We start from the raw sequence: 24,388 nt of genomic DNA, 5'->3' as shown, positions 1-24,388 counted from the left end.
CTTTGGCGATCGCCGGCCGTCACGCGGCCAGCGGGAAGTGGCAGGCAACCGGATGCGGCCCGGCGGCCAGCGTCGGCTCGGTGCTGGCACAGGCGTCGGTCGCCTGCCAGCAGCGGGTCCGGAAACGGCAGCCGGAGGGCGGATCGACCGGGCTGGGCGGGTCGCCGGCCAGCAGGATGCGCTGCCGCTGCCGCCGGCCGGCCGGGTCCGGCACCGGCACGGCCGACAGCAGCGCCCGGGTGTACGGGTGCCGGGGCGACTCGTAGAGGCTGGTCTCCGGGCCGGTCTCCACGAGCTTGCCCAGGTACATCACGGCGACCCGGTCGGAGATGTGGCGCACCACGGACAGGTCGTGGGCGATGAAGACGTACGCGACGCCGAGTTCCTCCTGGAGCCGCTCCAGGAGGTTGACCACCTGCGCCTGGACCGACACGTCCAGTGCGGAGACGGGCTCGTCGCAGACGATCACGTCGGGGTTCAACGCGAGCGCCCGGGCGATGCCGATGCGCTGACGCTGCCCGCCGGAGAACTGGTGCGGGTAGCGGTCCAGGTGCAGGCCGGGGTCGAGACCGACCAGGTCGAGCAGCTCCTTGATCCGCTCGACCCGGCGCCGGCGGTCAAGCACGTCCGGATGGATCTCGAACGGCTGGAGCAGGATCTCCCGGATCGTGCGGCGGGGGTTCAACGAGGTGTACGGGTCTTGAAGCACGATCTGGATCCGCCGGCGCAGGGCCCGCAGCTCCCGTCCCCTGGCCTGGTGCACCACTGACGTGCCGAAGCGCACCGCGCCGGAGGTGGGCTGCTCCAGCCCGACGAGCATGCGGGCCAGCGTGCTCTTGCCGCAGCCGGACTCGCCCACCACGCCGAGCGTCTCGCCCCGGCGCAGGTCGAAGGAGACGCCGTCGACGGCTTTGACCACGCCGCCGGAGGCGAACGGGACCCGCCCTTTGAGCGGGAAGTGCTTGACCAGGTTCTCGACCCGCAGCACGACCTCATCGGCGGGTGGCATCGAGCACCTCCTCGTGGTGGTGACAGGCGCTGGCCCGGTCGGCCGGCAGCGCCCGCAGCGGCGGCAAGACGACCCGGCACTCGTCGGTGGCCCGGTGACAACGCAGGTGGAACGGGCAGCCGGCGGGGAGCCGAGCCGGGTTGGGCGGAGCTCCGGGAATCGCGTAGAGCTGCTCGTCGCGCCGGTCCACCCGGGGCATCGAGTTGAGCAGCCCTTCGGTGTAGGGGTGCGCCGGACCGGCGAAGATCTGCTCGACGGTGCCCCGTTCGACGATCCGGCCGGCGTACATCACCGCCACGTCGTCGGCGACCTCGGCGACCACCCCCAGATCGTGGGTGATCAGCAGCAGGCCCATTCCGCTGTCCCGCTGGATCTCCGCGAGCAACTCCATCACCTGGGCCTGCACCGTCACGTCCAGCGCGGTGGTGGGCTCGTCCGCGATCAGCAGGTCCGGTTCCAGGGCGATCGCCAACGCGATCATGATGCGCTGGCGCATGCCGCCGGAGAACTGGTGCGGGTAGTCCCGGATCCGGTCCTTGGCCGCCGGGATCCGCACCCGGTCGACCAGTTCGACGGCGCGGCGCCGGGCGTCGGCCCGGGACATGCCCCGCCGGACCCGCAGCACCTCCACGATCTGGTGTCCGACGGTGAAGACCGGGTTGAGCGCGGCCATCGCGTCCTGGAAGACCATCCCGATCTCTTCGCCACTGACCCGCTCCCGCTGCTTGCGTGGCAGGGTCAGCAGCTCCCGGCCCCGCAGCTGGACCGAGCCGGTGACCGTCGCCGGCGGCACGTCGAGGATGCCCGTCACCGCCTGCGCGGTGACGCTCTTGCCGGAGCCGGACTCACCGAGGATGGCAAGGGTCTGGCCCGACTCGACCCGCAGCGACACCCCGTTCACCGCGTTCACCGGGCCGGTCGGGCCCGGGAACGCGACCCGCAGGTCGGCGATCTCCAGCAGGCTCATCGGAGCACTCCGGCCCGGCTGAGGAAGTCCCGCACCACCTGCTGGAACCGCTCCGGCTCCTCCAGCTGCGGCGAGTGGCCGGAGGACTCGAATACCACCAGCTCGCCGTGGGGCACCAGGTCCGCGATGACCTGAGAGGCGGCCACCGGCGTACGCCAGTCGTGCCGGCCCACGGTCACCAGGGTCGGGCACGTGATCGACGGCAGCTTCGGCTTCAGGTCGTAGCGGGGCATGTTCTGCCCGAAGGCGGCGTTGTGGGTGCGGTAGTGGAACCGGGTGGCGGCCAAACGCGCCTCGTCCTTGGCCGGGTCGTGCCGGTGGTCGTAGAGCGGCAGGATCGCTCGCCAGTACTCGCGCAACTGCTCGTTGCTCTCGAACCGGCCGGTGCCGATCCGGTCGATGACCCACTCCGGGATCACCGAACGGTCCGTGTTGCGGGCCCGCTCCACCGCCAGGTGGTCGTGCGCGGTGTCCGCGGCGGTGTCGCGCAGCACCAGCGCGGAGACCCGGTCCGGGTGGGCGATGGCGTACTCCATGGCGATGAACCCGCCGTACGAGCCGCCGGCCATGACGATGGTCTCGTAGCCGAAGTGCGCGCGGATGGCGTCCACGTCGGCCACCCACTGCTCGTGGGTGAACGGTCCGTCGTCGCTGGACTCGCCGGAGCCGCGGGCGTCGAAGACGATGACCCGCATCCGGTCGGCGAACGGGCCGAACGACCGCTTCGGCTCCTGGCGGGAACCGAGGCCCGGGGCGCCGTGGTGCACGATCATGGCCGGGCCGTCGACCGGGCCGAACGCCTCGACGACCAGTTCCGCTCCGTTGATTCTCATCGGATCCCCTCGATGATGTTGGATGCAAGGTCACGCGGGTACCGGGTGAGCCGGCGCGGGCCGTCGTCCTGCACCAGGACCGTGTCGGAGATGCGGTAGCCGGCGTGGCCGGGCACGTAGACGCCGGGCTCGCTCGACAGCAGCATCCCGGGGGCGAGCACGGTGTGGTCCCCGTCCTCGACCCAGGGCGCCTCGTGGTTCTGCAGCCCGATGCCGTGGCCCTGCCGGTGCCGGATGTAGTCGCCCAAGCCCCGGTCCCGCAGGACGTCCAGGCAGATCCGGTTGACCTCGGCGCAGGTACGCCCGGCGATCATCGCCTGGGTGCCCACCTCCTGCGCCTCCCGGTCGGCCTCGTAGTAGCGCACCTGCTCGGCGGTGGGCTCGCCGATGACGAACGTCCGTTCGCTCTCCACGAACCGGCTGGCCACCGCCGCGCCGAGGGAGAGGATCAGGGTGTCACCCGGCTGGAGCCGCCGACGGGTCGGCAGGCCGTGCGGCAGGGCGGAGTTCGGGCCGGCGTAGACCAGCCCGCCGGCCAGCTTGGTGGTGTAGACGACGAGGTCGTAATCGGCGTACATCCGGTCGGTGCCGTAGCCGATCACGTGCCGGGCGATCTCGTCCTCGCGCGGCAGCGGCCCGCCGGCGGCGAGCGCCTCCTCGATCAGGGCCCGTCCGGCGGCCAGCATCTCGTCGCAGATCCGCGCGGCGGCCTCGTGGAACGGGATCTCCTCGGGGAACTTGCGCAGCCGCAGCGCGGCGACCGCGTCCGTGGTCTCCAGGGTGGCCCCGCCGATGGCCCGGGACAGCGCCCGGAACGTGCCGACCGAAAGGCCCGCGCCCACGCCGATGCGGCGGACCGGACCGCCCGGGCGGGGCAACGCCGAGGCGAGCGTCTCCTCGGCGGTGACCACGCCCGGGTACTCGAAGTAGGTGACGGTCGGGACCGTCACGCCCTGCTGGGCCGCGTACTCCTCGTCGAGGCGCGGGATCACCAGCAGCGGATCCCCCGCACGCGGCAGCCAGAGATACACCGGACGTTCGGTGGCGATGTAGAAGAAGCCGCTGAGGAAGGCGACCTCCGCCGGCGAGGTGGCCAGGAACCCGTCCAGACCACGTTGTTCGAGCGCCTCGGCTAGCCGGCTTCGGACACTGTGGTAGAAGCTCTCGGGCAGTCGCATGGTCAGCCTCCGTTGCGACGGGGGTCGCGAGTGTCGTTGAACCGGGTTCCGGCGAGGGTCGCCGCCAGCACCAGGAACAAGATCGCCAGGGACGGGAAGAGCGTCTGCCACCAGGCGATCGCGATCGTGCCGCTGCGCTGGGCGTTGAGCAGGATCCGTCCCCAGGACCAGGCGTCCGGGTCGCCGAGGCCGAGGAAGCTCAGGCCCGCCTCGGAGATCACCGCCCGGGAGGCGGTGAGCAGCACGCTGACCACCATCAGCGAGACGACGGCGGGCAGGATCTCCCGGGTGACGATCCGCCAGCCGGTGGCCCCGAGCACCCGGGCGCCGTCGATGTAGGGCATCGCGCTGATCACCAGGCCCTGCGACCGGATCAGCCGGGCGACCTCGGGCCAGGCGAAGAACCCGATGATCAGGGTCAGCGTCGTGACGCTCGGGCTCACCACCGCCGCCAGCATGATCATCAGCGGCAGGGTGGGCAGCGCCAGCATCACGTCGGTGATCACCGTGGCGACCGCGTCGAACGGCCGGAAGTACGCAGCGGCCAGCCCGATCGCGGTGCCCAGCACGATGGCGAGCAGCGACGCGGCCAGGCCGATCACCATGCTGGTCCGGGTGCCCCAGACCACCTGGGCGAAGATGTCCTGCCCGAGGTCGTCGGTGCCGAACCAGTGCGCCCCGGAGGGGGGTTGCAGCACGTCCGCGCCGGCGCCGGCGGGCTCGTCGGCGATCAGCGGCGCGAAGATCGCCAGCAACGCCATCACGAGCAGCACCAGCACGGACAGCGCCACGACGGGCTGACGCAGGTAGCCGGAGAGGAAGGACCGCTTGGGCGCGGCCGGGGCCGGCGGCAGCGCCTGCTCGGTCAGCACGGGAGCACTCACTGCACCCTCCCTTCGGTGGCGGCGGACGGATCCGGGCGACGTGCCGCGACGCTGCGCGCGTTCACAGCCGGATCCGGGGGTTGAGGACCGCGTAGAGCATGTCGGTCAGGGCGTTGGCGATCACCACGGTGACGGCGAGCATGATGAACGCCCCCTGGATCACCGGGTAGTCCTGCTGCCCGACCGCCTCGTAGATCAGCCGGCCGACCCCGGGGTAGGCGAAGACCGTCTCGGTCAGCACCGCGCCGCCGACCAGGGTGCCCAGTTGCAGGCCCATCAGGGTCAGTGCCGGCAGGATCGCGTTACGCAGGCCGTGCTTCCATACCCGGCGCCGGGCCGAGAGACCACGCGCCTGCGCCGCGCGGATGTAGTCCTCACCGAGAACCTCGATCATGTTGGTGCGAAGGGTGAGCGCGTACGGGCCGAGCTGCACCAGGACCAGGGAGAGCACCGGAAGCACCAGGTGGTGGGCCAGGCTCAGGTAGGCCGCCGCGCCCCGGGTGTCCGGGTCGATCGCCCCACCGATCGGGAACCAGCCGAGCTGGGCGCCGAAGAAGACCAGCAGCAGGATCGCGACGCTGGGCACGAACAGCGCGTTCGCGCTGATCCCGAAGCCCTGCAACGCGCGGTCGAGCCACTTGCCACGGTTGACCGCGGCGGCCACGCCGATCGGGATACCGACGGCGACGGTCAGGACGAACGCGCTGCCGGCCAGCAGCAACGTCCAGGGCAGCCGGTCGAGGATGATGTCGGTGACCGGCTGGATCTGACGGAACGAGATGCCCAGGTTGCCCTGGACCAGCTCGCGCAGGTACGACACGTACTGCTCCCACAGCGGACGGTCCAGGCCGTACGTCTTGAGCAGCGCCGCCTGCATCTCCGGTGTCATGTCGCCCTCGACCATGAGGGTCGTGGGGTCCCCCGGCAGGAGCCGGAGCAGAAAGAACGTCGAAGTGATCGCGATCCACACGGTCAGGACGGCCTTCAATGCCCGGCTGAGCACGAAACGCGCCACGGGGGACCCCTCCTCTCCCTCTAGGTTGGGTGGGTTACTTGACCGGAGTGACCTGGGCCAGCGAGTACGCGGTCACCATGCCGAGCAGGTCCGACGGCGACGGGACGAAGCCGGTGAACTTGCTGGCGTTGTAGGCGAACTGGAAGTTCTCCACGTACAGCGGGGTCAGGTACGCCTGCTCGTGCACGACCTTGTCAATGTTCTTGATCTTGGTCTTGAACGCCTCCGCGTCGGTGGTGCCGGCCGCGTCGTTGATCAGCGCGTCCATCTCCGCCGACTCGAGCAGGTTGTAGTTGATGCCACCCGGGTTGCTGGACAGATAGGTGCTGCGCAGCTGGTCCATCGGGTTGTCGAAGACGCCCCACTGCGAGGCGTCGATGTCGTACTCGCCGTTCTTGGTGCGGGTGAGGAAGGTGTTCCGCTCCACGCACTCGTTCTCCAGCTTCACGCCGGCCTTGGCCGCGCTCTCCCGGAACAGCTGCACGACCCGGGTGATGTTGGCGTTGGACTGGTCGCACGCCACGCCGAACTTCAGCTCGTCGAAGAAGCCGTCGTTGTTGGCGTCCTTGTAGCCGGCCGCGCTCAGCTTGGCCTTCGCGGCCTGGGGGTCGAACGGGTACGGCTGCAGCTCGGTGTTGTCGTACTCGGAGAAGATCGGCGAGATCGGGCCGGCCATCTGCTGGCCGTCGCCCTGCAGCACGGCCGAGATGATCGCCTTGGTGTCGATCGCCATCGACAGCGCCTGCCGGACGTCCTGGTCGGCGAGGTACTTGTTCTTCATGTTGTAGGTCAGGTGCGCGAAGCCGAGGGCGCCGACCTTCTTCAGCTTGATCTTGTCGTCGTTCTCGAAGGTCTTCGCCGCCGAGACCGGCACCGGGGTGCCCATCATGTCGATGTCACCGTTGCGCAGCGCCAGCATCATGGTGTTCACGTCCGGGTAGACCCGGTACTCGACCTGGCTCACCGCGGCCTTGCCACCCGGCGCGAGCGGGTAGTGCTCGTTGCGCTTCATGACGTAGCGCTGGCCCTTGGTGATGCTGTCCAGGACGAACGGCCCGGCGCCGACCCAGTTGGAGTCGTTGGCGAACTTGGACAGGTCACCGGCCGGCTCGAAGATGTGCTTCGGCACGACCGACATCCAGAAGCCGACGCCCTCGGCGAACGGCGCGTACGGCTGGGAGAGCTTGAACTTGACGGTGGTGGCGTCCGGCGCCTCGACCGACTCGACCCAGGTCAGCTTCGCCGCGACGTTGCCGAGCTTGTACTTCATGATCGACTCGGCGGAGAACTTCACGTCCTCGGCGACCACCGGCTTGCCGTCGGTCCACTTGAAGTCGTCGCGCAGCACGAAGACGGCGGTCTTGCCGTCGTCCTCGTAGCGGTACTCCTTGGCCAGCTCCGGCGACTTCTTCGCGTTCTCGTCGATCCGCAGCAGGTGCGGGTACATCGCGTTGAGGATCCACGAGTCCGTCTTGCTCAGCGACTGGAGCGGGTTGAAGTTGCTCACGTCGGTGGTGGTGCCGATCCGCAGCACCGAGTCCGACGACGAGCCGCTGGAGGAGGAGGACCCATCCTCGTTCAGACCGCAGCCGGAGACACCGAGCGTGGCCGCCACGCCGAGCGCGACAGCGAGCCGCCACCGGCCCTTGACTGTCTTGTTCACCAAACCTCCTGAAGAACCCGGATGATGTTGCCGCCGATGACCTTGGCGATCTCGTCGTCGGAGTAACCGTGCGTGACCAGCCACCCGACGATGTTGCTGAAGCACTCCGCCGGGTTCTCCATGCCACTCACGTACGGAACCCGTGGGTGGTCCACCACGCCGTGGGCCTTTCCGATCGCCAGGTGCTGGGTGAAGCTGTCGTGCAGTCCGACGTGGTCACCGAAGTTGGTGTCCGGGCCGAACGCCACGTGGTCGATGCCGACCAGCTCCACGCAGTAGGTGAAGTGGTCCATCACCGACTCGATCGAGTGGTGCGGGTGGTCGCCCGAGAGGGTGGTGTGCGGAGCGGCCTCGATGCCGATCACGCCACCCCGCTCGGCACAGGCCCGGATCACCTCGTCCGGCTTCATCCGGGGGGTGTTCCAGACCGAGCGGGCACCGGCGTGGGTGATGAACACCGGTACCCGGCTGGCCTCGATCACGTCCAGCGACGTCTGGTCGCCGGAGTGCGAGATGTCGATGGCGATGCCGAGCTTGTTCATCCGGTCGACCGCCCGCCGGCCGAAGTGCGTCAGCCCGCCGTCGCGGTCCTCGGAGAGGCCGGAACCGAGCATGTTCGCCTGGCTGTACGCGATGCCCATCTGGCGTACGCCGAAGCCGTAGAGGATGTCGATCCGGTCCAGCTCGTTCTCGATCATCGTGGCTGCTTCCAGGCCGGCCACCAGGGCGATCTGCCCGTTGCGCTTGGCCTCGAAGATCTGTTCGAGCGTGGTCGCCACCACCACGTGGTCCTGCTTGGCGACGTCGGCGAAGCGCAGGCCGATGTCGTAGATGACGTCGTCCCACTTCCAGGCGTGCTCACTGGTCACGCAGCCGGTGCCGTTCATGAAGTTGTCGAAGACCGCGGTCATGCCGGACCGGGCCAGGCCCTCGAACCCGAAGGCGTTGCGGCCGGTCCGGTTGTAGTCGCGCAACTGCGTGACGTCGGCCGGCAGGATCTTCGGGTGCTCGTGGAGCGAGATCGCCATGTGCTCACGCAGCAACCGGGAGACCCGGGCTCGCTGCTCGTCGCTCAGGCCGAGGTCGTGCTCCGGCACCCGGCCGATCTGCGGCGCGAGCTCGAAGACCTTGTAGTCCACATGCGGCACCAGGTAGTCGAAGGACCGGTATCCGGCGTAGCGGGGGGCGGGTTCCTGCACTGGTCTACTCACCTCGTCAGCTAGAGGCATGAGGATCGAGGTCTGACCTCATGCCTCGTGGAACGTACCGAGCGCGACCACGGCACAGGAATACTCCGTGACCTTTCCGTTACCTAAATCGGGGAACATTCCCGCAGGTCGGGACAGGTATGGGCGCGCAGGGCCGCACAACGGAGCCAGGCCGGACCGAACGCCCGAGGCCGTCGCGCCGAACGGGTGAGCGACCGCGATCCACCCCAACCACCACCCACAAGCCTCCGGGTGGTCAGACCACTGAGCAATGGGCGGCACCCAGATCCGCAGAGACCCGCAACCGAGGCGCGTACGCCCCGGACCGACAAAACGTTGAACCGATCGGTTCAGTGTCCTACGGTGAACCTCGTGGTTCAGCAAGAGACGCTCGACCGGGTGTTCGCCAGCCTGGCCGACCCGACCCGGCGCGACATCCTGATCCGGCTCGGCGCAGGCCCGGCCACCATCACCGAGCTCACCGAGCCCACCGGGATGACCCTCACCGGCATGCGCAAGCACGTCCGCGCGCTGGAGGACGCGGGCCTCGTGGTGACGCGCAAGGTCGGCCGGTCCCGGCAGTGCCGGCTCAGCGAGGCACCGCTGGACTCGGCGATGGCCTGGATCGCCTTCTACCGACGGCTCTGGGCCCGTCGCCTCGACGGCCTCGACGCCTACCTCACACTCACCACGGAGGACCGCGACCATGACGCTCCACATGCGCGTGACACGACACCTTCCGGGCACCCCTGACGAGGCGTTCGACGCCTACACCGACGCCGGCAAACAGAAGATCTGGTTCGGCATCCTCGACGAGGAGCCCGGCATCGTGGAGATCGACGTCGACCTGCGGGTCGGCGGGAGACAGACCGCGATCTGGGGCCCCTCCCCCGACATGCTGTTCCGCGAGACGCAGACGTTCCTGGAGATCGACCGCCCGCACCGGCTGGTCACCGAGTCGACGGGCACCGGCCCGGACGGCACGACCATGACCACGCGCATCGAGGTCACCTTCGAGGCGCGCGACGGCGGCACGCTGATGACTGTGGTGCAGAGCGGCTTCCCCACCCCGCAACTGCGCGACTTCTTCGTCGGCGAGGTCTGGACGGGGGCGTTCGCCCGCATCGAGGCGTACCTGACCCGAGAGCACGCAGAGGAGACCTCCCGTGGCTGACCTGCCCCGAACCGCCGTCGTCGCCCTCGCCACCGCCGTCGCGGTGGTCGTCAACCTGATCGTGTACGCGATCGGCCGGGCGGCCGGCGGCAGCTTCCTGTTCACCGCCGACGACCGGCGGGTCGAGGTCGACGCGGTGACCGTCGCGGACTTCAGCGCGCTGCCGCTGGCGCTCGGGCTCACCGCCGTCGCCGTACTGGCGTCCCGGTACGCCTGGGTGGTCCGGGCGGCGCTGATCGTCGGCCCGGCGCTCGCGGTGCTCACGATCGCCACCATGACGCTGCCCGCCGGCCTGGACGCCACCAGCACGATCACGCTGGCCGCGTGCCACCTCACGCTCGCGCCGATCATCGTGGTCGCGGTAAGCGCCCTCGGCCGGCGCGCGCGTCGCGCCACCGCGGGCCCGGTGGCCGCCTGACGCCGGCGCGGCAGGGCGCGCGTCGCCGGCCCGTCACGGAGTGTGGCCGGGTAGACAACCACCACCACCATCTTGCCGACACCGCGTTGTTAACATAGCGACATGGTGTCGACAAGTTTGAGAGGTGGCGGCTGATGTTCCTGGCCATTCGCGAGCTGGGGTTCGCACGGCTGCGATTCGCCCTGATGGGGGCCGTGATCGCGCTGATCTCGGTGCTGATGGTGATGTTGTCCGGCCTGTCCGTCGGGCTGGTCCGTGACGGCGTCTCCGGCCTGCAGAACCTGCCGGTCACCTCGTTCGCCTTCGCCCACGGCGTGCAGCACGACTCGGCCTTCTCGCGCAGCGTGGTGGACGCCTCGGCGGTGGACACCTGGCGCGACCAGCCCGGCGTGGCGGAGGCGACCCCGTTCGGCAACACGCTCATCAACGGGCGCACCGACGGGGGCACCGAGGTCGACCTGGCGCTGTTCGGCGTCGAGACCGACTCGTTCCTGTCGCCCGCCGTCAGCGAGGGCGACCGCCTCGGCCCGGCGGACGGGATCGTGGTGAGCCCCACCGCCATCGACGCGGGCCTGCGCGTGGGCGACACCGTGACGGTGGACCGGCTCGGCACGCGGCTGCGCGTGGTCGGCGTCACCGAACAGCAGGACACCTTCGGCCACGTCGACGTGGCGTACGTGCCGCTGGCCACCTGGCAGGCGGTCAAGTCCGGCACCCCGGCCGGCGCGCAGGTGCCGGCGCAGGCGGCCCAGGAGATCACCGCCGTCGCGGTCCGCGCGGCCGACGGCGACTCGGTGAACCTGGCCGCAGGCGACAAGGCCGCGGGCACGGAGAGCCTGACCCTCGAGGAGTCCTACGGCGCCTCGCCGGGCTACACCGCCGAGACGACCACGCTCCAGTTGATCCAGGGCTTCCTCTACGCGATCTCGGCGCTCGTGGCCGGCGCGTTCTTCGCGGTCTGGGCGATCCAACGCAAGCAGGAGGTCGCGGTGCTGCGGGCACTCGGCGCCTCGACCCGCTGGGTGCTGCGCGACGCCCTCACCCAGGCGCTGATCCTGCTGGCCCTCGCCATCGCCGTCGGCATGGGGATCGGCCTCGGACTCGGCGCGCTGATCTCCGGCGGCAACGTGCCGTTCGCGCTGCACCCGCAGAGCATCGCCGCCGCCGCGGCCGGGCTGCTCGTGCTCGGCCTGGTCGGCGCGGCAGCCGCCGTCGTCCGCCTCACCTCCATCGACCCGGCGACCGCCCTGGGAGGCAACCGATGAGCAGCCGGACCACCCCGTCCCCCTCGACGCCGGGCACCGCCCCGGCCGAACTCGGCCTGGTCATGCGCGGCGTGCACCTTCGCCACGGCGACGGCGCGGAGACCGTGCACGCGCTCGACGACGTCGACCTGACCGTCACGCCGGGCGAGCTGGCCGCGATCGTCGGGCCGTCCGGCGCGGGCAAGTCCAGCCTGCTCGCCGTCGCCGGCGGGCTGGCCCGCCCCGACGAGGGCACCGTCACGGTGGCCGGGCACGACATGACCGTATCCAGCCGCCGGGCGCGCACCGAGCTGCGCCGCCGGCACGTCGGGTTCGTGTTCCAGTCGGGCAACCTGCTGCCCGCGCTGACCGCCGCCGACCAGCTGCGCCTGCCGCTTCGGCTGGGCGGGCGGCGGGAGCGGTCCGGACGCGACCCGCTGGAGATGCTCGCGCACGTCGGCCTGGCCGGCAAGGCCGACCGCCGGCCGCACCAGCTCTCCGGTGGCGAGCGCCAGCGGGTCGGTATCGCCCGGGCGCTGATGACCGAGCCCTCGGTGCTGCTGGTGGACGAGCCGACAGCGGCCCTGGACCGGGCCCGCAGCCACGACATCGTCCAGCTGCTCGCCCAGGAGGCGCGGGAGCGCTCGGTGGCGGTCGTGATGGTCACTCACGACCATGACGTGCTGCAATACTGTGACACCGTTTACGAGATGGTCGACGGCAAGCTCGCCGCGAGCTGAGCACGACGGCGGGGAACGACGCGGGCGGCGGACAGAGACGGGGAGGTCGGCGTGCCGAAGATCCAAGCCTCGACCGTTGCGGAACACCGGGCCGCGCAGCGGGCGGCGTTGCTCGACGCCGCCCGCGCCCTGCTCTCCGAGCACCCGGAGCGGATCCCGAGCCTCGCCGACGTGGCCCGGCACGCCGGGCTGGCCCGGTCCAGCGCGTACTCGTACTTCAAGTCCCGCACCGACATGTTCGACGTGCTGGTCGCCGACACCTTCCCCCGGTGGTCGGCCTTCGTCGAGGAGCAGATGGCCGAGGCCTGCACACCGGGGGCGAGGATCCTGGCGTACGTCGAGGCCAACCTGCAACTGGTCGCCCGGGGGGACCACGCGCTGGCCCGGGCGCTGGCGTCGGCGGGTGACAGCGAGGTGCTGGCGACCTCCAGCCGGCTGCTGCACGACAGCCTCGAAGCGCCGCTGCGCGCCGCGCTCACCGAGCACGGGGCCAGCGACCCGGACCGGATGGCCGAACTCGTCCAGTCCATCGTGTACACCCTCAGCCGGATGATCGAGAACGGGCTCGACCTGGCGGTCGCGACCGGTCTCGCCCGCGAGCTGCTCACGCCGTACCTGCGCCCGGACGCCGGCTGACCCGGAGCCCGCAGCCGGGCCGGCGGCGGGTGCGACGGGTGCCGGCCCGGCGCGGGTCAGGGCGTGCCGAGGGTGGCGCGGGCGGCCAGGATGTGCGCCCGCATCACCGAGCCGGCCCAGGCCCGGTCCCGCGCCTCGAACGCGTCGATCAGCTCCCGGTGGTGCGACATGCTGCGCGCCATCGCCGCCTCGTCGTAGCGGCGGAAGGTGCGGTTCACCAGCGGCGTCTGCACCACCGCCCCGAGCAGCGCGCTCAACCGCCGGTTCCGCCCGGCGCCGAGGATGATCTCGTGGAACTGCGCGTTGCAGACCGCGATCCGGTCCGCCCGGTCCCGGCGCTGGCCGGCCGCGTAGCCCTCCATCTCGGTGCACAGCTCACGCAGCCGGGCGATCTCCTCCGGCGTGATCCGGGTCGCGGCCAGCTCCGCGCCGTAGCCCTCCAGCAGGGCGCGCAGCTCGAAGATCTCCTCCAGGTCCTGCTCCCGCCAGGCCGGGACGGTGGCGCCCCGGTTGGCCTCCCAGTCCACCAGGCCCTCGGCGTGCAGCCGGCGCAGCGCCTCCCGCACGGGGGTACGGCTCACCCCCACCGCTGCGGCGAGATCCTCCTCGGAGAGCTTCTTCCCCGGCTCGTACGCCCCGCCGAGGATGCGCGTCTTGATCGACTCGTACGCCGACTGCGTGGCCCGGCCCATGCGTCCCCCTTTGTTCACCGATGGTGAACCTACATCGACGCGGTGGAACCGCCGTTGACGGCGTACTCCGAGCCGGTCACCTGCCGGGCCCGCTCCCCGGCGAGGAACAGCACCACCTCGGCGACGTCCTCCGGCTCGTTCATCCGGCCCAGCGGGAGCTTGCGCAGGTCACGCACGACGTGGTCGGCGGCGGCGGAGACGTCGATGCCCAGCCGGAGCGCGACCGACGCCAGGTAGGCGTCCATGGTCGCGGTCCGCGTCGGGCCGGGTGCGACGGTGTTCACCCGCACGCCCCGGGAGCCGTACTCCAGCGCCAGGCCCTTGGCGAGGCTGAGCAGCGCCGCCTTGCTGACCGCGTAGTCGAGCATGTGCGGCTTCGGGTGCCGCGCCGCCTCGGAGCCGATGTTGACCACGCTGCCGCCGCCCCGCTCGACCATGAGCGGCACGAGCGCGCGGCACAGGCGCACGCAGGACATCACGTTGACGTCCCAGGTGCGCTGCCAAGCCGCGTCGTCGATGTCGGTGAACGCGTCCCGGTACGGCGCGAGCGCCACGTTGTTGACGAGCACGTCAGCGCCGCCGTACCGGCTGGTCACCTCCCGCACGACGGCGGCGACACCGGCCGGGGTGCCCAGGTCGGCGGTGACCGCGGCCCCGGCGCAGGCGGACACGTCCAGATCGGCGGAGAGTACCTCGGCGCCCTCGCCGGCCAGCCGGCGGGCGACGGCGAGCCCGATCCCCGATCCGGCGCCGGTGACGACGGCGACTCTGCCCCTCATCCGCTGCTCCCCTCGGCGCCGCCAGCGAGCACCTCGTCGTTGTGTTCGCCGAGCGTCGGCGCGAGCCGGCCGCGCGGCAGCGGCGAGGCCGACATGACGATCGGCGAGGCGATGCTGCGCAGCCGTCCGGCCACCGGGTGCTCGACCGTCGACACCAGGCCCGACTCGGCCGACTCCTCGTCGCGCAGGATCTCCTCGTAGCCGGCCAGCGGCGCGCACGGCACGTCGATCGCCGACAGCTCCGCCAGCCACTCGGCCGTGGTACGCCCGCGCAGCACCTCGGCGACCACCCGGTAGAGCCCGTCGGCGTTGGCGATCCGCTTGCCGACCGTGTCGTAGTCGGGATGGCGCAACAGGTCGGCGCGGCCGACCAGGGTGAGGAACCGTTCCCACTGCCGGCCGGTGTAGATCAGGACGCAGAGGTGCCCGTCGGCGGTGGCGTACGGGCGGCGGTTCGGCGCGGCGGTACGCGGGTAGCGCGGCGGCCCGGTCGGCGGGTCGAACGTCCAGCCGTCGAGCTGTTCGAGCAGGCCGAAGGCGACCATCGTGTCGAACATCGGCACCTCGACCCGCTGCCCCTCGCCGGTGGCGTCGCGGTGCCGCAGCGCGGCGAGCACGGCGGTGGACGCGGTGAGCCCGGTGATCTTGTCGGCGAGCGGCGTGACGACGTACCCGGGCTGGTCCTGGTTGACGCTCTGGAGCGCGGCGATCCCGGAGGCGCCCTGGATCACGTCGTCGTAGGCGGGCCGGTCGGCGTGCCGGCTGGTGCCGCGGAAGCCCGGGATCGCGCAGTAGACGATCGCCGGGTGCAGCGCGCGTACGTCGTCGTAGGTGAGCGCGAGCCGGGCCGCGGCGGCCGGGCGCATGTTGTGCACCAGCACGTCCACGGCCGGCACCAGCCGGTCGAAGGCGGCCCGGTCGGCGGGCGCCTTGAGGTCCAGCAGGACGCTCTTCTTGCCCCGGTTCATGTTGAGGAACACCGCCGCCATGCCGGGGGTGCGGGCGGCGCCGAGCTGGCGGGCGATGTCGCCGCCCGGCGCCTCCACCTTGATCACCTCGGCGCCCAGGTCGGCCAGCATCAGCGTGCAGTACGGGCCGGAGAACGTGCTGGTCAGGTCCAGCACCCGCAGTCCGGTCAGCGGCCCGGTCACGGGAACCCACCGGCCCGGCTCAGCACGCCCGGCAGTTCGGCGCCGAACACTTCGCCCAGCCACCTGGCGTTGCCGATCGCCGCGTCCAGCGACACCCCGGTACGCGTCCCGGAGCGTTCCAGCGCGTACACCACGTCCTCGGTGGCCACGTTGCCGGTGGCGGCCGGCGCGAACGGGCAGCCGCCGATGCCGCCGACGCTGGCGTCGATCGCCCGCGCCCCGGCCCCGACGGCGGCCAGGACGTTGGCCGTGCCCAGGTTGCGGGTGTTGTGGAAGTGCCCGCGCAGGCTCGCGCCGGTGCGGTCCCGTACGGCGGTGAACAGGCGCTCCACCTGCGACGGCACGGCGACGCCGATGGTGTCGGCCAGCGCCACCTCGTCCGGCGCCACCGGTGCCAGGTCGTCCACGACGCGCAGCACGCGCCCCGCGGGCGTCTCGCCCTCGAACGGGCAGCCGAACGCGGCCCCGACCGTCACCGACGTGCGCAGCCCCTGCTCGCGGGCGCGGGGCAGCAGCCGCCGCACCTGCGCCACCGCCTCGGCGGTGGACGTGCCCTGGTTGCGCCGGCAGAACGTGTCGGTGGCGACGACCACGAAGTTGACCTCGGTGACGCCGGCCGCGACCGCCCGGTCCAGGCCGCGCCCGTTCATCACCAGGCCGATCGAGGCCAGGCCCGGCTCGTCGCGGACCAGTGCCATCACCGCGTCGGCGTCGGCGAGCTTCGGCACCTTCGCCGGGTTGACGAAGCTCGTCACCTCGACGCGCCGGCTGCCCGCCGCGACCGCGCGGCGTACCAGTTCGGCCTTCTGCCCGGTGGTCAGCTCCGCCGGGTGGTTCTGCAGGCCGTCCCGGGGGCCCACCTCGACGATCTCGACGTTCAAGACAGCGCCTTCAGTCCGGCCTGCGCGACCTCCATGTCCTGCGTGTAGTGGCCGCCGCTGACCCCGATGCCGCCGACCAGCACGTCGTCGACCTTCACCGGATAGCCGCCGCCGAAGGTCACCAGCCGGTCGATCGCGGGCGGGGCGCCCATCGCCAGCGGGCCGTCGTCCTTGATGAAGTCGTACCAGCCGTCGCTGCTGAGCCCGAAACCCACCGCCGTGTACGCCTTGTCCTGCGCCAGCTGCACGCTCACCAGCGGCGCGCCGTCCATCCGCTCGTACGCCTTGAGCACCCCGCTCTCGTCGCACACGGCGACGGTGACCGCGAAGCCCATCTCCTCGGCCCGGGCGACGGCGGCGGCCACCATCGCCCGCGCGGCCGGCCCGGAGATCGAGCGCTTCTTCACCACGTACGGGTTCTTCGCCATGACTGCCTCCTCAGATCGCGCCGGCGGCGCGCAGTTCGGTGATCCGGTCGTCGGCCAGGCACAACACCTGGCGCAGGACCTCGTCGGTGTGCTCGCCCAGCCGGGGGCCCACCGAACGCAGCCGGCCCGGGGTGCGGGACAGCCGGGGCGCGACGTTCTGCATCGGGAACGCGCCCATCTCGGGGTGGTCGAGTTCGACGATCGCCTCGCGCGCGGCGAAGTGCTCGTCGGCCAGCATCTCCCGGGCGGTGTACACCGACCCGGCCGGAACGCCGCCGAGATGCAGCAGCCGCAGCAGCGCGGCCGGCTCGAACGTGACGGTCCACGCCGCGATCAGGTCGTCCAGTTCGGCCTGGTGCGCCCCACGGGCGGCGTGGGTGGCGTAGCGGGGATCGTCGGCCAGCTCCGGCCGGTCCATCACCGCGGCCAGGCGGCGGAACACGGTGTCCTGGTTCGCGGCGATCAGGACGGTGGCGCCGTCGCGCGTCGGGTACGCGTTGCTGGGCGCCACGTTGGGCAGGATCGAGCCGGTCCGCTCCCGGATGTAGCCGGTGAGCGCGTACTCCGGCACCAGCGACTCCATCAGGGCCAGCACCGACTCGTAGATGGCGCTGTCCACCACCTGGCCCTGGCCGGTGCTGCCCGCCACCCGCAACGCCATCATGGCGCCGAGCGCGGCGAACGTGCCGGCCAGCGAGTCGCCGAGGCTGACGCCGATGCGGCTCGGCGGCGTGGACGGGTCACCGGTGACGTACCGGATGCCGCCCATCGCCTCGCCGATCGAGCCGTAGCCGGCCCGGGAGGCATACGGGCCGTCCTGCCCGAAGGCGGTGACCCGCACGACTACCAGCCGCGGGTTGATCCGGTGCAGCTCCTCCGGCGCCAGCCCCCAGCGCTCCAGCGTGCCCGGGCGGAAGTTCTCCACGAACACGTCGGCGCCGGCGAGCAGGTCGCGCATCACCTGCTGCCCCTCGGGCATGCGCAGGTTGCAGGTGACCGACTTCTTGTTGCGGGCCACGACCGGGAACCACAGCGACTTGCCGTGCGGCTTCTCCCGCCCCCACTGCCGCATCGGGTCGCCGCCGTCCGGTTGCTCGACCTTGATCACCTCGGCGCCGAAGTCGCCGAGGAGCTGCGCGCAGAACGGCCCGGCCAGCAGCACGCCGGCCTCCACCACGCGTACGCCGGTGAGCGGCCCGTCGGGAAAGCCGCCGGTCATCCGGCCGGCTCCGACAGGCCGAACATCCGCTCGATGCGCGCCTCGGCGAACCGGGAGACCGCGCCCGCGCGGGACACCGAGCGCACCCCCTCGATCTTCAGCAGCGCCGGGCGGACCAGCGAGCCCATGGTGACCGGCGCGGACGGGCAGGCCGCGCAGCGGCCGTGGAACGTCACCCGGGCGTCGCCGTCGGCGTCCACGTCGACCGTGACGCCGCCGCCGTGCGCCTCGACGAGCTGGCGTACCTTGCCGTCCAGCGCGCGGTCGGCGGCCTTCGCCGTCTTCTCAGCGCCCATCCTTGCGGCCCTTCTTCGCGGACTTCTTGCCGCTCTTGCCGTACAGCTCCTTCTTCTTGGCCTTCACGTCGATGCCGAGCACCCGGGCGAAGTTCAGGCCGAAGATCTTCTCCTTGATCTCGTCGGTCAGCTCCGGGTAGCCGTAGCCGTCCTGGAGGTCCTCCGGCATGCGCATCTCGGCGAACAGGTCGATGTACGCCTGCACCTTCGGCCAGACGAACGCCTCGGAGCCCCACAGCAGCCGGTCCGGGCCGACGTGCAGCAGGCACTTGCCGATGGCGTGCAGCGCGGCCCGGGGCGCGACCGGGTACTGGTTGATCCAGGCGGTCAGCGCGAGGTGGATGTTCTCGTACCGGGCCGCGATGTTGATCGTCTCGTTGATGAACGGCTCACCGAGGTGGTGCACGATGAACGTCATCTCGGGGAAGTCCTGCGCCGCGCGCTCCAGGTCGTACGGCGCCAGGTCGGCGATGTGCTGGGTGTTGAACGCCAGCCCCTTGTGGAACTGCACGTTCGTCACGCCGTGTTCGAGGGCGGTCTCCCACAGCGGGTACGCGACCTGCCGGTCGTCGATCTTCCAGGACAGGCCGCCGGAGTGCGCCTGGTAGAACTTGAAGCTGGTCGCGCCCCACTCCTCGATCTGCCGGATCATCTCGGTCACCGCGCCGTAGCGGCCGTGGGTGATCGGGTCGACGCCGCCGCAGAACAGCACCCGGTCCGGGTACGCCTCCTTGAGCTTGTAGTTGTTCTCCGCCGGGGAGAACCCCAGCTTCCAGCCGCCGTGGCTGGGCACCGTCTGGGCCATCGCCATGTCGGTGTCGGACTCCTCGAACATCAGCCGGTACGCGTCCTCGACGGAGAGTTCCCGGCCGGAGATGTCGTCGTACGGGTAGCCCGGGGCGGAGTACTTGCGGGCGTACTCGACGAGCGCGTTCGTCGACTTCTTGCCGCCGTGGTTGAAGTCGATGTTCTCGTCGGTGAGTTTGTACATGTGGATCGCGTTGTCGAGGACGAAGAAGTCGTTCTTCATGTGCTGGGGCGTCCCTTCGGGGTGGTGTCGTTCTCCAGGCGTTCGACGTGCCGGACCGCGAGCTGGCGGCGGCGCCGCACCGACCACGCGGCGACCGAGACGCCGGCGATGACGGCGAGGCCGTTGAAGACGCGCTCGATCCAGGTCGCGGCGCCGAGGTGTTGCAGGCCGGCGATGGTGAAGGTGATGAAGTACGCGGCGATCACCGTGCCGAGGATGTTGACCCGGCCGGGCCGCAGCGCGGCGGCGCCGAGGAAGGCGGCGGCGAAGGCGGGCAGCAGGAACTGCTCACCGACAGTGGGCTGGGCCGAGCCGATCCGCGAGGCCAGCAGCACGCCCGCGAGCGAGGCGAGCACCGCCGCACCGACGAACGCCCGGATGGTGTAGCTGCGGACGTTGATGCCCGCCCGGGCGGCGCCGCGCAGGTTGCCGTCCATCGCGTAGAGCCGCTGCCCGAAGGGCGTCCACACGACGATGAACTCCAGCACCAGCACCAGCACCACGAGGTAGATCAGCGGCAGCGGGACGCCGCCCAGGTCGCCTCGGGCGATCTCGGTGAACGCCGGCGGCACGTTCTGGTACAGCACCCGGCCGCCGGTGACCATGTAGAGCAGACCCATCAGCAGGCTGCCCACGGCGAGCGTGGCGATGATGGAACTCATCCCGAACTTCAGCACCAGCAGGCTGTTGAGCAGGCCGACCGCGACGCCGACGGCGAGCACGGCGAGCAGGGCCAGCCAGATCGGCACGTCCCGCACCGCCATCAGCCAGATGCTCACGCCCTGCGCCAGGCCCAGCATCGGGCCGACCGACGCGTCCAGGTAGTGCGCCAGCAGCGGCAGCGTGGCCGCCATCGCCACGATCACCGTCACGGTCTGGTTGACCAGGATCAGCCGGAAGTTCGTGGTGGTGAAGTAGGTGTCCGGGGTGAGCACGGAGAAGACCGCGATCACCAGCACGAGCATGCCGAGCAGCCCGAACCGGCTCACCCCTTCGACCGCCCGCTCCCCGGCCCCGGCGCGGGACCGGTCGGCGCTCTGCTTGACGACCGTACGGCCGCCGCCCGGCGGCTTCCGTGTCGTGGCGGCGGTCATCGGACCGCCTCCCCCGCCGTGACGAGCGTGCCGGCGACGATCAACTGCACGCACCGTTCGACGTCGAGCCCTTCGGTGGGGCCGTGGTAGACGTTGCGGCCGCCCTTCATCACCAGCAGCCGGTCGGCCATCGAGAGGATCTCCGGGATCCGGTGGCTGATCACGATGACCGCGTAGCCCCGGTCCCGGAGGCGGCGGATGAGGGCGTTGACGCCGTCGGACTCGGTGGTGCCGAGCGCGGCGGTCGGCTCGTCCATCACCATCACGCGCGGCTCGTTCTCGGTGACCAGCGCGCGGGCGATGGCGACCATCTGCCGCTGCCCGCCGGAGAGCCCTTCGACCAGGACGTTCATGTCGTGCAGGTCGATGCCCAGTTCCTCCAGCACCGCCCGGGTGCGCTCGCGCATCGCCCGCTTGCGCAGGACGGGCAGGCCGTGCACGCCGCCGGTCCACTCCCGGCCGAGGAAGACGTTCTCGACGATGCTCAGGTTGTCGGAGAGCCCGAGATCCTGGTAGATCATCTCGATCCCGGCGGCCCGGGCCGCGCCGATGGTGTGCGGTGCGAGGTCCCGGCCGGCCACCCGCAGGCGGCCGGAGTCCGGTGCCAGCGCGCCGCTGACCATGCTCATCAGCGTCGACTTGCCGGCGCCGTTGTCCCCGACGACGCCCAGGATCTCGCCCGGGCGTACGTCGAAGGAGACATCGGTGACGGCGCGTACCCGGCCGTAGGACTTGCTGACGCCCACCGCCTCCAGCACCGGGGCGGCACTCATCGGGCCTCGCTCCACATCTTCTCGTAGCGCTCGGCGTAGTTCACGTAGCTGTTCCAGTCGACCGCGCCGTCCTTGGGGGCGTTCGACTTGTCGAACACGGTCGCCGGGATGCCCTGCTCGGCGTCGGGGAGCGCGGGCTGACCGGCGGCCAGCCGGCCGACCTGGTCGATGGCGGCGTAGGCGTTCCAGCCGCGGATCGCGCCGAAGTCGGCGAGCTGGTCACCGGCGGCCACGCTGCCCAGCCGCTCCGGCTCGGCGTTCTTGGACAGCACCTTGATGTCGTTGCGGCCGGCGGCCCGGATGGCGGCGATGACGGACTCCACGCCGTTGCCGTACGGGGTGAGGATGTACTGCAGCTTGTCGCCGTGCTTCTGGATCAGCGAGGTGGTGATGTTCTGCATCTCGATCGGGTCGACCGCCTGCGCCAGCGTGCGCTCGCGGACCTCCAGCAGCTCGCAGCCGGTGCAGCCGGCGAGCACGCGCTTGCTGGCGTTGAGCGCCTCGACAAGGTGCGGGTAGCCGACGTCCCAGAGGAAGACGACCTTGGCCTTGCCGTTGGAGTCGGCGACGGCCTTGGCGGTGGCCAGCACCGCCTGGAACGTCTCCCGGCTGGACACGTGCGCGTCGTATCCGACCGCGCCGCCCTCGGCGACGGCGGAGACACCGACGACCGGGATCTTCGCCTTCTGCAGTTCGGCGATGCCGTCGGCGACCTGGTTCTCCGGGATCGCGACGGTGATGACGGCGGTGGGCTTGTTGGCGGCGGCGGTGGCCAGCGCCTTCTGGTAGCCCTCCGGGGTGCCCTGCCCGTCCAGGATCTCGGCGCTCCAGCCGAGCTTCTCGGCGATGGCGGTGGCCCGCTTGCCGACCTCCTCGCAGGAGGTGCCGATCTTGCAGACGATGATGTTGAGCTTGCCGTTGGCCGGCGGCTTCACCGACGTCGTCGGCCCGGACCACTCCTCGTAGACCTTGATCTTGTCGAGGGTGATGTCGGCTTCCTTGCCCTCGAAGTAGAGCATCCCGCCGGTGCCGGCGTCGATCAGCTTGCGGGCCATCTCGGTGTACTCGTCGTTGACCGCGGCGGGCGTGCCGGAGGCCGCACTGTCCTCACCCGAGCCGCAGGCGGCGGTGGTGAGCAGAAGGGCGGCCACCCCGAACGCGGCGGCTGCGGCGCGGAGCCGGCGGGCTCCGAAAGTGTGTGTCACGGTGCTACTCCCTCGGTGGGTGGCAGGCGTCGAAGAGAAGCGAGTCGATGAGTCGGCGCAGAGGGGCAAGAACCGAACCTGGCGCGGGACGGCGCCTCGGGTTGCATGCAATCGCAGTCCAACACGATCAACATCGACAGTCAATAGTTCACAATGCCGAAACATAAGCCCTGTTAGAGGGCGTTTCCGCAGCCCGGGAAGGGGCAGGATTCACCCCGACCGGACGGAGAAATTGTATTTTTCCGACGTGCGGATCTCGATGCGCGTCAGTGGGCGGACGCCCTCGGACGACCGACGCTCAGGATCTCCCGGCCGTGCTCGGTCATCGACGCCTCGGACCAGCCGGTGCTGTCGCCCCACTCGACCTCGACCTCGTCGACCTCCGGCGCCAGCCGTCCGATCTCCCGCCGCACGCTCTGCTCGAAGAACGGCGTGTACATGCAGAACGGACCTGTGGTGATCAGGTCGAGCGACACCCGCAGCCGGCCGTCCGGCTCCCGGCGCGCCCGCACGTCACGCACCAGCCCCATGTCGACGATGCCCACGCGCCGGCCGACACCCAGCCCGCAGGGGTCGTAGACGGTGTTGCAGGCCCGCAGCAGGCGTGCCCGCAGCTCGGCCGCGGCCGGGTCCACGCCGCTCACGCGGCCAGCCGTTCCCGGTGGCGGGCCCACGGCCGGGGGGCGTGCGCGAGATACTCCTCGCGCCGCCGGGCCGGCTCGTCACCGGCCACCGCCGCGCGCACCTTCTCCTCGTCCAGGCCGTGCAGGCGCAGGGCGTTGCCGCCCATCAGCTTGGCGAGCACGTCCGGGGTGAACTCCGGAAAGCCCCACCCGTCCACCAGGTCCCGGGGCATCTCGAAACTCATCAGGGCATCGATGATCGGCTGCGGGTGCGCGGACGGCACGCCGGTGGCGAACATGATGCGGTCCGTGCCGCCGTGCATCATGAGCATGCCGACGATCTCGGCAAACCGGCGCGGCTTGCGCACGATCATGTTCGACACCGACTCGATCGTCGCCCAGATGTTCGGGTGCGTCCGCAGTTGCAGCGCGCAGTCCTCCAGGAACGCCCAGCCGCTGTGCACCACCTCGAACGTCAGGTCCGGGAAGGCGATCGCCGCGCAGGTCACGTCGTCCACGTGGTTGAGCACCCGCGGCCCGGCCCCGGCGGGCACCGCCTTGTGCGCGCCGATGTGACGGACGCCGAGGTCGAGAGCCTTCTGGAGGTAGGGAAACGCCAGCTCGCGGTCGTCCAGCAGCATCAGCTTCGAGGAGTTCACCTCCGGGTCGATCAGCCCGTTCGTCGGGTAGAACTTGAACCCGTCGATGTCGTCCTCTTCGGCGCGCTGCTGCATCAGGTCCAGCTCGGCGGGGCCGCGCAGCGGATCCACCGGCGCGAAGAGCAGCACCCGGTCCGGGTACCGCCGCTTCAGCTCGCGGCCCAGCTCGTACGGCGACGCGCCGCCGTCGAAGAACCCGTCGATCTCCACCCCGTGGTAGATCATCACGTCGACGGCGCTCTCCACGAACACGATGTCCGCCAGTTCCTCGGCGGTCCAGCCGGCGGTGAACTCGTCCCGGGTCATGAGGTAACCGGGCGCCGGCGACTCGACCGAGGTGTGGCCGATGCGGTACAGCGCGTTCACCATGCCGTCGTACGCGGCCTGGGAGCAGTGCGGCGCCCGGTTCCCGGGCCGGAAGTCGTACCCGTGGACGACACCGTCCACCACGACCATCCCATTGATCATGTCAACTCCGTTCTCCTGTCGACGGGAGTGCGACGAGGCGGTGGACGGGCACGGCCGGTCACCGCGCCGGCCGCCCGTCGCAGCAGTGCGCGGCATGTGATCGCGGCCACCATCGGCCCGA

Annotated in this window: 27 protein-coding genes; 6 read left to right on the top strand and 21 right to left on the bottom strand. The window is 70.9% G+C overall.

Annotation, left to right across the window (positions count from 1 at the left end):
• Window positions 1-19: 19 nt before the first annotated feature.
• From AB0D28_RS06550 to AB0D28_RS06515, 8 genes are all read right to left on the bottom strand, one after another.
• Window positions 20-1,009 carry a dipeptide ABC transporter ATP-binding protein gene (locus AB0D28_RS06550; protein WP_357382925.1) on the bottom strand — a complete coding sequence of 330 codons (990 nt, stop codon included), beginning with the start codon at window positions 1,007-1,009 and terminating at the stop codon, window positions 20-22.
• The gene (locus AB0D28_RS06545) at window positions 993-1,976 is read right to left on the bottom strand and encodes an ABC transporter ATP-binding protein (protein ID WP_357382923.1); all 984 of its coding nucleotides are present in this window, start codon (window positions 1,974-1,976) and stop codon (window positions 993-995) included. Before AB0D28_RS06545 ends, AB0D28_RS06550 begins: the two co-directional genes overlap by 17 nt.
• The gene (locus AB0D28_RS06540; RefSeq protein ID WP_357382921.1) at window positions 1,973-2,809 is read right to left on the bottom strand and encodes an alpha/beta hydrolase; all 837 of its coding nucleotides are present in this window, start codon (window positions 2,807-2,809) and stop codon (window positions 1,973-1,975) included. Before AB0D28_RS06540 ends, AB0D28_RS06545 begins: the two co-directional genes overlap by 4 nt.
• A complete protein-coding gene (locus AB0D28_RS06535) occupies window positions 2,806-3,987 on the bottom strand; it encodes a Xaa-Pro peptidase family protein (RefSeq protein WP_357382919.1) in 1,182 nt (393 codons plus the stop codon). Before AB0D28_RS06535 ends, AB0D28_RS06540 begins: the two co-directional genes overlap by 4 nt.
• A gap of 2 nt (window positions 3,988-3,989) precedes the next feature.
• Entirely contained in the window at window positions 3,990-4,871 is an 882-nt protein-coding gene (locus AB0D28_RS06530; protein WP_262011951.1) for an ABC transporter permease, read from the bottom strand.
• Between the two features lie 61 nt (window positions 4,872-4,932).
• Complete coding sequence (locus AB0D28_RS06525; RefSeq protein WP_043323238.1) at window positions 4,933-5,886, bottom strand: ABC transporter permease; 954 nt, start codon at window positions 5,884-5,886, stop codon at window positions 4,933-4,935.
• A gap of 34 nt (window positions 5,887-5,920) precedes the next feature.
• Window positions 5,921-7,549, bottom strand: coding sequence for an ABC transporter substrate-binding protein (locus AB0D28_RS06520; RefSeq protein ID WP_357382916.1), 1,629 nt, complete (start codon window positions 7,547-7,549; stop codon window positions 5,921-5,923).
• Window positions 7,546-8,748 (bottom strand): membrane dipeptidase, encoded by a 1,203-nt coding sequence (locus AB0D28_RS06515; protein WP_357382914.1) that lies wholly within the window; start codon window positions 8,746-8,748, stop codon window positions 7,546-7,548. Before AB0D28_RS06515 ends, AB0D28_RS06520 begins: the two co-directional genes overlap by 4 nt.
• A gap of 381 nt (window positions 8,749-9,129) precedes the next feature.
• On the opposite strand from AB0D28_RS06515, the gene AB0D28_RS06510 reads away from it, so the two are divergent.
• The 6 genes from AB0D28_RS06510 (at window position 9,130) to AB0D28_RS06485 (ending at window position 12,969) form a co-directional block, all read left to right on the top strand.
• Window positions 9,130-9,510, top strand: coding sequence for a metalloregulator ArsR/SmtB family transcription factor (locus AB0D28_RS06510; RefSeq protein WP_357382912.1), 381 nt, complete (start codon window positions 9,130-9,132; stop codon window positions 9,508-9,510).
• Window positions 9,464-9,931: an SRPBCC domain-containing protein gene (locus tag AB0D28_RS06505; RefSeq protein WP_357382910.1), complete on the top strand. Its 468-nt coding sequence runs from the start codon at window positions 9,464-9,466 to the stop codon at window positions 9,929-9,931. The genes AB0D28_RS06510 and AB0D28_RS06505 overlap by 47 nt, the downstream gene beginning before the upstream one ends.
• Window positions 9,924-10,349 carry a DUF6069 family protein gene (locus AB0D28_RS06500; RefSeq protein WP_357382908.1) on the top strand — a complete coding sequence of 142 codons (426 nt, stop codon included), beginning with the start codon at window positions 9,924-9,926 and terminating at the stop codon, window positions 10,347-10,349. Before AB0D28_RS06505 ends, AB0D28_RS06500 begins: the two co-directional genes overlap by 8 nt.
• 134 nt (window positions 10,350-10,483) lie before the next feature.
• Window positions 10,484-11,614 (top strand): ABC transporter permease, encoded by a 1,131-nt coding sequence (locus AB0D28_RS06495; RefSeq protein WP_357382906.1) that lies wholly within the window; start codon window positions 10,484-10,486, stop codon window positions 11,612-11,614.
• On the top strand, window positions 11,611-12,333 hold the full coding sequence (locus AB0D28_RS06490; RefSeq protein ID WP_357382904.1) for an ABC transporter ATP-binding protein: 723 nt from the start codon (window positions 11,611-11,613) through the stop codon (window positions 12,331-12,333). The genes AB0D28_RS06495 and AB0D28_RS06490 overlap by 4 nt, the downstream gene beginning before the upstream one ends.
• A gap of 51 nt (window positions 12,334-12,384) precedes the next feature.
• Complete coding sequence (locus tag AB0D28_RS06485; RefSeq protein WP_357382902.1) at window positions 12,385-12,969, top strand: TetR/AcrR family transcriptional regulator; 585 nt, start codon at window positions 12,385-12,387, stop codon at window positions 12,967-12,969.
• Window positions 12,970-13,025: 56 nt separating this feature from the next.
• On the opposite strand, the gene AB0D28_RS06480 is transcribed toward AB0D28_RS06485, so the two are convergent.
• The 13 genes from AB0D28_RS06480 to AB0D28_RS06420 form a co-directional block, all read right to left on the bottom strand.
• Complete coding sequence (locus tag AB0D28_RS06480) at window positions 13,026-13,661, bottom strand: GntR family transcriptional regulator (protein WP_357382900.1); 636 nt, start codon at window positions 13,659-13,661, stop codon at window positions 13,026-13,028.
• Between the two features lie 29 nt (window positions 13,662-13,690).
• Window positions 13,691-14,440 carry an SDR family oxidoreductase gene (locus AB0D28_RS06475; protein WP_357382898.1) on the bottom strand — a complete coding sequence of 250 codons (750 nt, stop codon included), beginning with the start codon at window positions 14,438-14,440 and terminating at the stop codon, window positions 13,691-13,693.
• Window positions 14,437-15,591 carry a CoA transferase gene (locus AB0D28_RS06470; protein WP_357382896.1) on the bottom strand — a complete coding sequence of 385 codons (1,155 nt, stop codon included), beginning with the start codon at window positions 15,589-15,591 and terminating at the stop codon, window positions 14,437-14,439. The genes AB0D28_RS06475 and AB0D28_RS06470 overlap by 4 nt, the downstream gene beginning before the upstream one ends.
• Window positions 15,588-16,472 (bottom strand): hydroxymethylglutaryl-CoA lyase, encoded by an 885-nt coding sequence (locus AB0D28_RS06465; protein ID WP_357382894.1) that lies wholly within the window; start codon window positions 16,470-16,472, stop codon window positions 15,588-15,590. The genes AB0D28_RS06470 and AB0D28_RS06465 overlap by 4 nt, the downstream gene beginning before the upstream one ends.
• Window positions 16,469-16,900 carry a heme-binding protein gene (locus tag AB0D28_RS06460; RefSeq protein WP_357382891.1) on the bottom strand — a complete coding sequence of 144 codons (432 nt, stop codon included), beginning with the start codon at window positions 16,898-16,900 and terminating at the stop codon, window positions 16,469-16,471. Before AB0D28_RS06460 ends, AB0D28_RS06465 begins: the two co-directional genes overlap by 4 nt.
• 10 nt (window positions 16,901-16,910) lie before the next feature.
• Entirely contained in the window at window positions 16,911-18,119 is a 1,209-nt protein-coding gene (locus AB0D28_RS06455) for a CoA transferase (protein WP_357382889.1), read from the bottom strand.
• The gene (locus AB0D28_RS06450; protein ID WP_357382887.1) at window positions 18,116-18,415 is read right to left on the bottom strand and encodes a NifU family protein; all 300 of its coding nucleotides are present in this window, start codon (window positions 18,413-18,415) and stop codon (window positions 18,116-18,118) included. The genes AB0D28_RS06455 and AB0D28_RS06450 overlap by 4 nt, the downstream gene beginning before the upstream one ends.
• Window positions 18,405-19,445: an amidohydrolase family protein gene (locus AB0D28_RS06445; protein ID WP_357382885.1), complete on the bottom strand. Its 1,041-nt coding sequence runs from the start codon at window positions 19,443-19,445 to the stop codon at window positions 18,405-18,407. The genes AB0D28_RS06450 and AB0D28_RS06445 overlap by 11 nt, the downstream gene beginning before the upstream one ends.
• Window positions 19,442-20,539 (bottom strand): ABC transporter permease, encoded by a 1,098-nt coding sequence (locus AB0D28_RS06440; RefSeq protein ID WP_357382883.1) that lies wholly within the window; start codon window positions 20,537-20,539, stop codon window positions 19,442-19,444. The genes AB0D28_RS06445 and AB0D28_RS06440 overlap by 4 nt, the downstream gene beginning before the upstream one ends.
• Complete coding sequence (locus tag AB0D28_RS06435) at window positions 20,536-21,312, bottom strand: ATP-binding cassette domain-containing protein (RefSeq protein WP_357382881.1); 777 nt, start codon at window positions 21,310-21,312, stop codon at window positions 20,536-20,538. The genes AB0D28_RS06440 and AB0D28_RS06435 overlap by 4 nt, the downstream gene beginning before the upstream one ends.
• Window positions 21,309-22,517, bottom strand: coding sequence for a substrate-binding domain-containing protein (locus AB0D28_RS06430; RefSeq protein ID WP_357382879.1), 1,209 nt, complete (start codon window positions 22,515-22,517; stop codon window positions 21,309-21,311). The genes AB0D28_RS06435 and AB0D28_RS06430 overlap by 4 nt, the downstream gene beginning before the upstream one ends.
• Window positions 22,518-22,783: 266 nt before the next feature.
• Window positions 22,784-23,161, bottom strand: a complete 378-nt coding sequence (locus AB0D28_RS06425; RefSeq protein ID WP_357382877.1) for a hypothetical protein — start codon at window positions 23,159-23,161, stop codon at window positions 22,784-22,786.
• Window positions 23,158-24,267, bottom strand: coding sequence for an amidohydrolase family protein (locus AB0D28_RS06420; RefSeq protein WP_357382875.1), 1,110 nt, complete (start codon window positions 24,265-24,267; stop codon window positions 23,158-23,160). Before AB0D28_RS06420 ends, AB0D28_RS06425 begins: the two co-directional genes overlap by 4 nt.
• Between the last annotated feature and the right edge of the window lie 121 nt (window positions 24,268-24,388).

Source organism: Micromonospora sp. NPDC048169 (genome assembly GCF_040652815.1).
GTDB lineage: Bacteria > Actinomycetota > Actinomycetes > Mycobacteriales > Micromonosporaceae > Micromonospora.
The sequence above is the reverse complement of the archived record's forward strand: the minus strand, read 5'-3'. Positions and strand labels throughout refer to the sequence as shown.

What these genes read in the sequence shown, in the direction of transcription:
- AB0D28_RS06550 (WP_357382925.1), bottom strand. Translation starts at nt 1,009, where the DNA reads ATGCCACCCGCCGATGAGGTCGTGCTGCGGGTCGAGAACCTGGTCAAG.
- AB0D28_RS06545 (WP_357382923.1), bottom strand. Translation starts at nt 1,976, where the DNA reads ATGAGCCTGCTGGAGATCGCCGACCTGCGGGTCGCGTTCCCGGGCCCG.
- AB0D28_RS06540 (WP_357382921.1), bottom strand. Translation starts at nt 2,809, where the DNA reads ATGAGAATCAACGGAGCGGAACTGGTCGTCGAGGCGTTCGGCCCGGTC.
- AB0D28_RS06535 (WP_357382919.1), bottom strand. Translation starts at nt 3,987, where the DNA reads ATGCGACTGCCCGAGAGCTTCTACCACAGTGTCCGAAGCCGGCTAGCC.
- AB0D28_RS06505 (WP_357382910.1), top strand. Translation starts at nt 9,464, where the DNA reads ATGACGCTCCACATGCGCGTGACACGACACCTTCCGGGCACCCCTGAC.
- AB0D28_RS06495 (WP_357382906.1), top strand. Translation starts at nt 10,484, where the DNA reads ATGTTCCTGGCCATTCGCGAGCTGGGGTTCGCACGGCTGCGATTCGCC.
- AB0D28_RS06490 (WP_357382904.1), top strand. Translation starts at nt 11,611, where the DNA reads ATGAGCAGCCGGACCACCCCGTCCCCCTCGACGCCGGGCACCGCCCCG.
- AB0D28_RS06480 (WP_357382900.1), bottom strand. Translation starts at nt 13,661, where the DNA reads ATGGGCCGGGCCACGCAGTCGGCGTACGAGTCGATCAAGACGCGCATC.
- AB0D28_RS06475 (WP_357382898.1), bottom strand. Translation starts at nt 14,440, where the DNA reads ATGAGGGGCAGAGTCGCCGTCGTCACCGGCGCCGGATCGGGGATCGGG.
- AB0D28_RS06460 (WP_357382891.1), bottom strand. Translation starts at nt 16,900, where the DNA reads ATGGCGAAGAACCCGTACGTGGTGAAGAAGCGCTCGATCTCCGGGCCG.
- AB0D28_RS06455 (WP_357382889.1), bottom strand. Translation starts at nt 18,119, where the DNA reads ATGACCGGCGGCTTTCCCGACGGGCCGCTCACCGGCGTACGCGTGGTG.
- AB0D28_RS06450 (WP_357382887.1), bottom strand. Translation starts at nt 18,415, where the DNA reads ATGGGCGCTGAGAAGACGGCGAAGGCCGCCGACCGCGCGCTGGACGGC.
- AB0D28_RS06445 (WP_357382885.1), bottom strand. Translation starts at nt 19,445, where the DNA reads ATGAAGAACGACTTCTTCGTCCTCGACAACGCGATCCACATGTACAAA.
- AB0D28_RS06440 (WP_357382883.1), bottom strand. Translation starts at nt 20,539, where the DNA reads ATGACCGCCGCCACGACACGGAAGCCGCCGGGCGGCGGCCGTACGGTC.
- AB0D28_RS06435 (WP_357382881.1), bottom strand. Translation starts at nt 21,312, where the DNA reads ATGAGTGCCGCCCCGGTGCTGGAGGCGGTGGGCGTCAGCAAGTCCTAC.
- AB0D28_RS06420 (WP_357382875.1), bottom strand. Translation starts at nt 24,267, where the DNA reads ATGATCAATGGGATGGTCGTGGTGGACGGTGTCGTCCACGGGTACGAC.